Source organism: Streptomyces sp. B6B3 (assembly GCF_039871525.1).
Taxonomy (GTDB): domain Bacteria; phylum Actinomycetota; class Actinomycetes; order Streptomycetales; family Streptomycetaceae; genus Streptomyces.
This window is the reverse complement of sequence record NZ_JBDPLU010000021.1, coordinates 143,239-150,840: the sequence shown is the minus strand read 5'-3', so window position 1 is coordinate 150,840 and position 7,602 is coordinate 143,239. Positions and strand designations below refer to the sequence as shown.

The window sequence follows — 7,602 nt, the reverse complement described above, 5'->3', positions numbered from 1 at the left end:
CCAGGTCCCCAGCATCAGCGTCCAGACCGCCGTCATGATCCTCGCGCTCCTCCCCGTCGCCATCCTCTCCCCCTTCGTCCAACGCCACTTCAAGAAGGGCATGCTCATCGGCGCCATCAAGGGCTGAAACGACGCGCGCCGGGGCCGTCCGCGCTTCGGCGGGTAGCTGCTCGAAGAGCCAGAGAAAGGACGATCGTGAAGCAACGCAAGCACAGACTCTTGACCGCCCTGGCGGCGGTCTTCCTCAGCGTGGCGGTCGCGTTGACGACCGCACTGTCAGGCGCCGCGGCAGCCGGAGAGGACGGCGAGGCGCGGGGCCGGCCACACACGCCCTCGGCGCAGAGGATCGTCGCCGCCATGCAGCCGGGCTGGAACGTGGGCAACACCCTGGACGCCATCCCCGACGAGACGTCGTGGGGCAACCCGCGGATCACCCCCGAACTGCTCGCCGCGATCCACGATCAGGGCTTCAACAGCATCCGGCTCCCCGTGACCTGGACCGACCACCAGGGCGGAGCGCCCGACTACGCCATCGATCCCGCGTTCCTCGACCGCGTCGAGGAGGTCGTCAACCTGGCGCTGGACGAGGGTCTGTACGTCCTGCTCAACACCCACCACGACTCCTGGCAGTGGATCTGGGACATGCCCAGCCAGCACGACCAGGTACTCGCCCGCTACACCGCCACCTGGACCCAGATCGCCGAGAGGTTCCGTGACGCGCCCCGCGAACTGCTCTTCGAGAGCGTCAACGAGCCGCAGTTCACGGGCAGTTCGGGCGACGCGCAGGAGTACGAGCTGCTGGACGAGCTCAACACCAGCTTCCACTCGATCGTGCGCGGCACCGGCGGCACCAACGCCACCCGCGTCCTGGTCCTGCCCAGCCTGCACACCAACGCCGACCAGGTCAATCTGGACCCGCTGGCCGACACCATCGCCGCTCTGGACGACCCCAACATCGCGGCCACCGTCCACTCCTACGGCTTCTGGCCGTTCAGCGTGAACATCGCCGGCTACACCCGCTTCGACGCCGAGGTGCAGGCCGACATCACCGGCTCCTTCGACCGCGTCCACGACACGTTCGTCTCCCAGGGCATCCCGGTGATCGTCGGCGAGTACGGGCTGCTCGGCTTCGACAAGGGCCTCGACACCGTCGAGCGTGGCGAGATGCTGAAGTTCTTCGAGTTCTTCGGCTCCCACGCCCGCCAGCGGCAGCTGACCACGATGTGGTGGGACAACGGTCAGCACTTCGACCGCACGGCGTTCACCTGGAGGGACCCGAGCCTGTACCGGCAGATCCGGTCCAGCTGGACCACGGACTCCGCCACGGCCTCCAGCGACCAGATCTTCGTCCCCGCCGGGCAGGAACCGTCGGACGCGACGCTCACCCTGAACCTCAACGGCAACCGCCTGACCTCCGTCCGCAACGGCTCCGAGAAGCTGGTGCGCGGTAGGGACTACACCCTCAGCGGCGACCGGCTCACCGTCACCGGCGCCACGCTCGCCCGCCTCACCGAGGGCCAGGAGTACGGCGTCAACGCCACGCTCACCCTCCGCTTCGACGAGGGCGTGCCCTGGGACGTGAACGTCATCACCTACGACACCCCCGCGCCGCAGGACGCCACCGGCACCACCAGCTCGCTCGCCATCCCGACGGCGTTCAACGGCGACCGGCTGGCCACCATGGAGGCGGTCTACGCCGACGGCACCAACGCCGGCCCGCACAACTGGACGTCGTACAAGGAGTTCACCACCACGTTCCAGCCCGACTACGCCGCCGGCCGGATCACCCTGACCGAGGCGTTCTTCGCCGAGACCAACGACAACTCCACCATCAACCTGACGTTCCACTTCTGGAGCGGCGAGACCGTCACCTACACCCTGACCAGGTCCGGCACCACCATCACCGGCACCACGACCTGACCACCCACCCTCCGCTGCGCCTCGCACCGCCAGGGTGTGGCTCCGGCGAACGGCGACGCCGCCGGAGCCACACCGACGCTCACCACCGTCGACGCCGCTACGAACCACTCGACGAGGTCGTCGGCCGATCACGTGCCGCGCGGACGGCTCGGGGCGAGGCTCCGAGTTCCCGGTGGCATGCCTTGTTGAACGCCTGGAGGTCGGGGATGCCGATCTGGGCGGCGATCGCGGGGATGGACAGGGTGGACTCGCGCAACAGATGGCGGGCGCGAGCGAGGCGACGCCCACGGACGTAGGCGACGACCGTGTCACCGGTCGCCTGGCGGAAGAGGCGGGTGAGGTGGTTGTGGGAGACGCCGGCGGCGCGTGCGATGTCCGGGACGGCGAGGGGGTCGGCGAGGTTGGCCTCGATATGGGCGATCGCGGCGTTGACGGCCGGGGGCGGGCCGTCGCGGCGCCCCTGCGGTCCGGGCGGGGCGAGGTCGGCGACGCGCCACAGGACGGCCCAGATCTCGGCCGCGGCGCGGATGGGGGTGCTGGGCCAGGCGGCGAGGGCCTGGAGCATCAGCGAGGACAGGGCGGGCAGTTCGGGGCCGGCGTCCTGCATGACGGGCACGCTGCGGCGTTCGCCGCGGGTGGGTAGGCGCAGGTGGGCGTAGAGGTGCTCGGAGCGGCCCCGGTAGTGGTAGCGGACCGTGGAGGCCGGGGGGACGAGGCTGACACGGCCGGGGCGGATGGCGTGCTGGGTGCCGTCGACGGTGAGGTCGGCGGCGTACCGGTACAGGTGCAGCTGCCACAGGTCGGGCAGGCGGAACACGTCGGTGTGACCGGCGGGGCCGTGGACGCCGACGCCGACGCTCGTCACGACGGGCGGCCCATCCAGGCACACCACGGTCTCCAGCATGGTGAGAATCTACCAGTAGTGGTGAGCCGGGCCCACGCGCGGGACGCGCTGCGCCGCCTACCGTGTTGCCCATGACGACAACGACAATCACGGAGCATCTGCTCACCTCGGTGAAGATGGCGCACTTCGTCGCGCACGGGTCGTTGCGGCTGGACGCCGTGGTGCCCGCGGAGATGAACGCCGAGGCGATCGAGCTCCTGCCGGCCGGCATCCCGCCGGTGCCCTACGGCACGCCCGTCGACCAGGCGTATCCCGACGGGTCCTTCGTGCGCCGGCTCATCGAACTCCCCCAGGTCGCGGGCGCGTTGCGCAGCCTCGTCGGACCCGGACCGCACATCGACCACCACGCCGTGCACGTCCGCCAGCCGCGCGAGGGCCAGGCGCAGCCGCTGCACGCCGACGCGATCATCGACGTGCGGCCGGACGCGTTCGACGTCCAACTCATGTACTACCCGAGCGAGGTGACCCTGGAGATGGGCGGCACGCTCAGCGTGCCCGGCAGTCACCTGCGGCGCATCAACGAGAGCGACACCGGCCGCTACCAGAACCTGCGCGGCCAGAGCCGCCTGGTCTGCCCGGCGGGCACCGTGGTGTTTCTGCACCACGGTCTGTGGCACGGCGGCCGGCGCAACGACAGCGACACCCCGCGCTACATGTTCAAGATCCGCTTCAACCCGACGGTGCGGCAGTGCCGGCTGTGGGACACCTCCGACCTGGCGGACCCGCGGGTCGCGGCGGAGTTGGACACCCACTTCCCCTGGTACGAGCAGGCCACCGGCCGCCTGGAGCGGTACAACCGCGTCCTGCTGTGGCGGGCCCTGACCGGCGAGGCGGACTTCGACCTCGAGTACTGGGTCACCCGCGTTTCCAACCGCCCGCGGGAGGCCACCGCATGAGCACCACCCCCAGCACCGCGTCCACCGTCCGCCAGCAGGTCCTCGTGCTGTACCTGTCGACCTCCGCGCTGGACGCCCAGGTCGTCGGCTGGTCACGCTACGACGGCACCGGCCGCAGCGCCCCCACCACCGGCGACAGCGAGGAGCCGCCCTACGCGACGGGCGTGGCCGCCCTGCGCGACGGCTGGCGCCTCATCCAGGCCGCCCAGCTGATTCCGCCCTACCCGGGCCACGAGTACGACGTGTCGTTCCTCAAGCACGAGTTCCTCTTCGAGAAGCTCGTGGACCTCCGCGACGACCAGTAGCTCCTGTCGACCAGACGACGTTCGACACAGCTCAGCAGTGCACAGGAGCGACGTGGCCACAGGGGACTCGTCGCGCGATATCAGGAGCCGGCCGCGCCTGGTACGCCGGCTCGGACGCCGCGCGGCTGTCGCTCGACGGCACCTGGTCCTTCCGGCTCTCGGACACGGCCGCGGGCACCGGCGCCGGATTCGTCGAGGACGACGCGGACACGGGCGGCTGGGACCGCGTGACCGTGCCCGGCCACTGGGTGCTCCAGGGCCACGGCGCTCCGGCGTACACCAACAGCGACTATCCCTTCCCGGTCGACCCGCCGCGGGTGCCCACCGAGAATCCCACCGGGGACCACCGTCGGGTCTTCGACCTGCCGGACGCGTGGCCGGACGGCGGGGAGAGCGTGCTGCGGTTCGAGGGCGTGGAGTCCTGCGCCCGGGTCTGGCTGAACGGAGAGGAGTTGGGGACCTTCACCGGGAGCCGGCTGCCGCACGAGTTCGCCGTGGGCCACCTGCTGCGCCCGCGCGGGAACGTGCTGGCCGTGCGGGTGCACCAGTGGTCGGCCGCCAGCTACCTGGAGGACCAGGACATGTGGTGGCTGCCGGGCATCTTCCGCGAGGTGGCCCTGCTGCACCGGCCCGCCGGCGCACCCGCCGACCTCTTCGTGCACGCCGGCTACGACCACACCACCGGAACGGGCACGCTCCGCGTGGACTGCGACGTGCCCGGCCGCGTCGCCGTGCCCGAGCTCGGGCTCGAACTGGCGGTGGGAGAGGAGGCGTCCGTACCGGTGGAGCCGTGGAGCGCGGAGGTGCCCCGGCTCTACGACGGGGAGCTGGTCACGCCCCGGGGAGCGGATCCCGCTGCGGATGGGTTTCCGGACGGTCGGCGTGGTGGACGGGGTGTTCGTCCACCACCGCATCGACACGGTCAGCGTCGACGAGGAGGGCCTGACCGTCCGCACCCGGGTCGCCCCGGCCGCCACCGACCTCGGGCTGCGCGCCGACTACCGTGGACGGCCGGTGATGACGAGCTGCTGCTCACCGTCACGGTCACACCCGAGAGCGACTGGCCCTGCCCGCTCCCCCGGCTCGGGCTGCTGCTCGGCCTGGACAGCGGCCTGGACCGCGCCACCTGGTACGGCGGTGGCCCGGGCGAGGCGTATCGATCTGATCGGCCAGGTGCACGACATCGTCGGCGCCGCCATCACCGAGCACGCGCCGTCCAGCGACGAGGTCAACGACGACGAGGCCGAGGTCATCCGCCGGCTGGGGGCGGCGTTGGCCGCTGATGGCCGACGCGCCGCGGTGCTGGTGAGCAGGACAGCGGCCTGGACCCGGTGCTCCTCTCGTCGCGGATCCAGCAGCGGGTCCGGCGGCGGATCTGTCCGTCTCGCTGGCGTCGCGCGGGGTGGACCCGGGAGACGGGTCCACCCTCCGGCGGCGGTACGCGGCTGCCGTGACGCCGGCGCGGACGGGTGTCATCCGGCCGTGATGCCCAGGGGCGCGAGCACCTCGTGCAGGGCGGCCCGGGTCGGGGCGTCGAGCGGGCGTGCGGGGGCGCGGACGGTGGCGTCGGCGATGAGCTTCCGGGCGAGGAGCACCTCCTTGTGTATCGCCCAGGCCCAGCCCTGTTGGAGTCCGTGCAGCACCAGGGGCAGCAGCCGGGCGAAACCCTCCCGGGCCTCGGCGCGACGCCCGGCGGCCCAGTCGTCGAGCACCGGGCGCAGCAGGTCGGGGAACTCGCAGGCCGGCATGGTGCCGATGGCGCCGCGGGCGTACTCGTCGAGGCAGAACTGGGCATTCAGGCCGCCCAGCACCGCGAAGTCCTCGCCGGTGGCCGCGTCGACCACGGCGGTCACCCTGGCCGGGGTCGGCGGCGCCTCGACCTTGACCGAGGTGATGCCCGGCAGCTCGCTGAGCTGGGCCAGCGTCGCGGGAGCCATGGTCACGCCGGTGACCCCGGGCGCGTCCTGGACCATCACCTCACAGCCGGTGGCGGCGGCGACGTCCGCGTAGAAGTCGAGGAGCTGCGCGGGGGTGGGCTTGACCATGTAGGGCGGCAGCACCATGAGCGCGGCGGCGCCGTCCGCGGCCGCGGCCCGGGCCTGTTCCACGGCGGTGACCGTGGAGGTCGCGTTGACCCCGGCCACCACGGGGACCGCGCCCGCCGTGACGGCGACGACCTCGCGCAGCACACGGGCGCGTTCCTCGGCGGTGAGCGCGAAGGTCTCGCTCGCCATGCCGGAGACCGCCAGTCCGTCGACGCCGCTGCGGAGGTTGAACTCCACCACGCGGCGCAGGGAGGGAAGGTCGAGGGAGCCGTCCGAGGCGAAGGGGGTGGCCAGGATCGGCGCGAGCCCGTGGACGAGGGGCATGGGGGAATCAGTCCTTTCCGGCGAGGTCGCGGACGACCTGCTCGTCGACGTCGATGCCGAGCCCGGGCCCGGCGGGGAGAGGGAAGTGGTCGGGGTGGACCGCGAGCGGGGTGCGCAGAACGCGCTGGCCGACCTCGGTCGAGGTCGGCTGGTACTCGAAGACCAGCAGGTCCTCGACGGCCGCCGCCACGTGCAGGCCCGCGGCGACGGAGACGCCGAGCCCGACGGAGTGGTGCGGCGCCACCGGGATGTGGGAGGCGGCGCACAGTTCGGCGATCGCCATCGCCTCGGTGATGCCGGTACGGGCCACGTCCGGCTGGGCGATCTCCAGCGCGTGGCCGCGCAGCCAGCGGGCGAACTCGTACCGGTTGCGCAGGGTCTCGCCCACGGCGAGGGGCAGCGCCGCCCGCTCGGCGAGCCGGCGGTGCCCCTCCTCGTCCTCGGGGGCCAGCGGCGCCTCGAGGAACCAGCCGCCGCGGTCGGCCAGGCCGGCGGCGAGCCGGCGGGCGTCGGCCGGGCCGTAGGCCCAGTGCGCGTCCACGGCGATCCTCAGCGCGGGCGCGGCGGCCCGGACGGCGTCCACCGTGGCCAGGTCGGCCGCCACGCCGTGACCGAGGTGCAGCTTGACGGCGCCGGCGCCCCGGCCCGCCCAGTCGGCGGCGAGTTCGGCCCGCTCCTCGTCGGTGGGACGGGGCAGCCCTGAGACGTACGTCGGCAGCCGGTCCCGGAACGCCCCGCCGAGCAGGGCGGCGACGGGCGCGCCGCGCAGCCGTCCGGCCAGGTCCCACAGCGCGATGTCCACGGCGGCCAGCGCGTCGGCCTGGTGGCCCACGAGATGCCCGCGCTCCCGCATCAGGTCCCGCAGCGTCACCCAGGCGGGCCGCGGCGCGAGCGCGTCCCGCCCCAGCAGGACGGGCGCGAGCAGCAGGTCGACGATGTCCGCGGGCACCTCGGGGGCGACCGGCGCCAGCGCCTCGCCCCAGCCCGCGGTGCCGTCCTCGGCGGTCACCTTGACCAGCAGGGTCTCGAACCGGCGCGAGTACAGGCTGCGCCAGGGCGCGCGCACCTGGTAGCCCGGCGGCACCTCACTGCCGTCCGGCAGGGCGCCGAGATAGGCCTCGCGATGGAAGACCTTGAGGACGAACGTCTCGACCGAGGCGATCTGCATGCACGCATCCATTCTTCGGTTCAAGCCTTGCGCTGAGCGG

General features: G+C 72.5%; 7 protein-coding genes and 2 pseudogenes. 6 read left to right on the top strand and 3 right to left on the bottom strand.

The features are described from left to right. Together ABGB06_RS32150 and ABGB06_RS32145 are read left to right on the top strand one after the other, a co-directional pair. A pseudogene (locus ABGB06_RS32150) lies at positions 1-127 on the top strand (carbohydrate ABC transporter permease); the annotation flags it as partial. 68 nt (positions 128-195) lie between these two features. Then, on the top strand, positions 196-1,920 hold the full coding sequence (locus ABGB06_RS32145) for a cellulase family glycosylhydrolase (protein ID WP_347596429.1): 1,725 nt from the start codon (positions 196-198) through the stop codon (positions 1,918-1,920). Between the two features lie 97 nt (positions 1,921-2,017). Here ABGB06_RS32145 and ABGB06_RS32140 read toward each other — a convergent pair whose 3' ends face one another. Further along, complete coding sequence (locus tag ABGB06_RS32140; RefSeq protein ID WP_347596426.1) at positions 2,018-2,824, bottom strand: AraC family transcriptional regulator; 807 nt, start codon at positions 2,822-2,824, stop codon at positions 2,018-2,020. 71 nt (positions 2,825-2,895) lie between these two features. On the opposite strand from ABGB06_RS32140, the gene ABGB06_RS32135 reads away from it, so the two are divergent. The 4 genes and pseudogenes from ABGB06_RS32135 (at position 2,896) to ABGB06_RS32120 (ending at position 5,308) form a co-directional block, all read left to right on the top strand. Further along, the gene (locus tag ABGB06_RS32135; protein WP_347596423.1) at positions 2,896-3,720 is read left to right on the top strand and encodes a phytanoyl-CoA dioxygenase family protein; all 825 of its coding nucleotides are present in this window, start codon (positions 2,896-2,898) and stop codon (positions 3,718-3,720) included. Beyond that, positions 3,717-4,025, top strand: coding sequence for a hypothetical protein (locus ABGB06_RS32130; protein ID WP_347596420.1), 309 nt, complete (start codon positions 3,717-3,719; stop codon positions 4,023-4,025). The genes ABGB06_RS32135 and ABGB06_RS32130 overlap by 4 nt, the downstream gene beginning before the upstream one ends. Before the next feature lie 77 nt (positions 4,026-4,102). Further along, positions 4,103-4,922 (top strand): annotated as a pseudogene (locus tag ABGB06_RS32125) (sugar-binding domain-containing protein); the annotation flags it as partial. A 128-nt stretch (positions 4,923-5,050) separates the two neighbouring features. Continuing rightward, entirely contained in the window at positions 5,051-5,308 is a 258-nt protein-coding gene (locus ABGB06_RS32120) for a hypothetical protein (protein ID WP_347596435.1), read from the top strand. Between the two features lie 189 nt (positions 5,309-5,497). On the opposite strand, the gene ABGB06_RS32115 is transcribed toward ABGB06_RS32120, so the two are convergent. Then, positions 5,498-6,394, bottom strand: coding sequence for a dihydrodipicolinate synthase family protein (locus ABGB06_RS32115; protein WP_347596417.1), 897 nt, complete (start codon positions 6,392-6,394; stop codon positions 5,498-5,500). A 7-nt stretch (positions 6,395-6,401) separates the two neighbouring features. After that, entirely contained in the window at positions 6,402-7,562 is a 1,161-nt protein-coding gene (locus tag ABGB06_RS32110) for a mandelate racemase/muconate lactonizing enzyme family protein (RefSeq protein WP_347596414.1), read from the bottom strand. Between the last annotated feature and the right edge of the window lie 40 nt (positions 7,563-7,602).

What these genes read in the sequence shown, in the direction of transcription:
- ABGB06_RS32140 (WP_347596426.1), bottom strand. Translation starts at nt 2,824, where the DNA reads ATGCTGGAGACCGTGGTGTGCCTGGATGGGCCGCCCGTCGTGACGAGC.
- ABGB06_RS32135 (WP_347596423.1), top strand. Translation starts at nt 2,896, where the DNA reads ATGACGACAACGACAATCACGGAGCATCTGCTCACCTCGGTGAAGATG.
- ABGB06_RS32130 (WP_347596420.1), top strand. Translation starts at nt 3,717, where the DNA reads ATGAGCACCACCCCCAGCACCGCGTCCACCGTCCGCCAGCAGGTCCTC.
- ABGB06_RS32115 (WP_347596417.1), bottom strand. Translation starts at nt 6,394, where the DNA reads ATGCCCCTCGTCCACGGGCTCGCGCCGATCCTGGCCACCCCCTTCGCC.
- ABGB06_RS32110 (WP_347596414.1), bottom strand. Translation starts at nt 7,562, where the DNA reads ATGCAGATCGCCTCGGTCGAGACGTTCGTCCTCAAGGTCTTCCATCGC.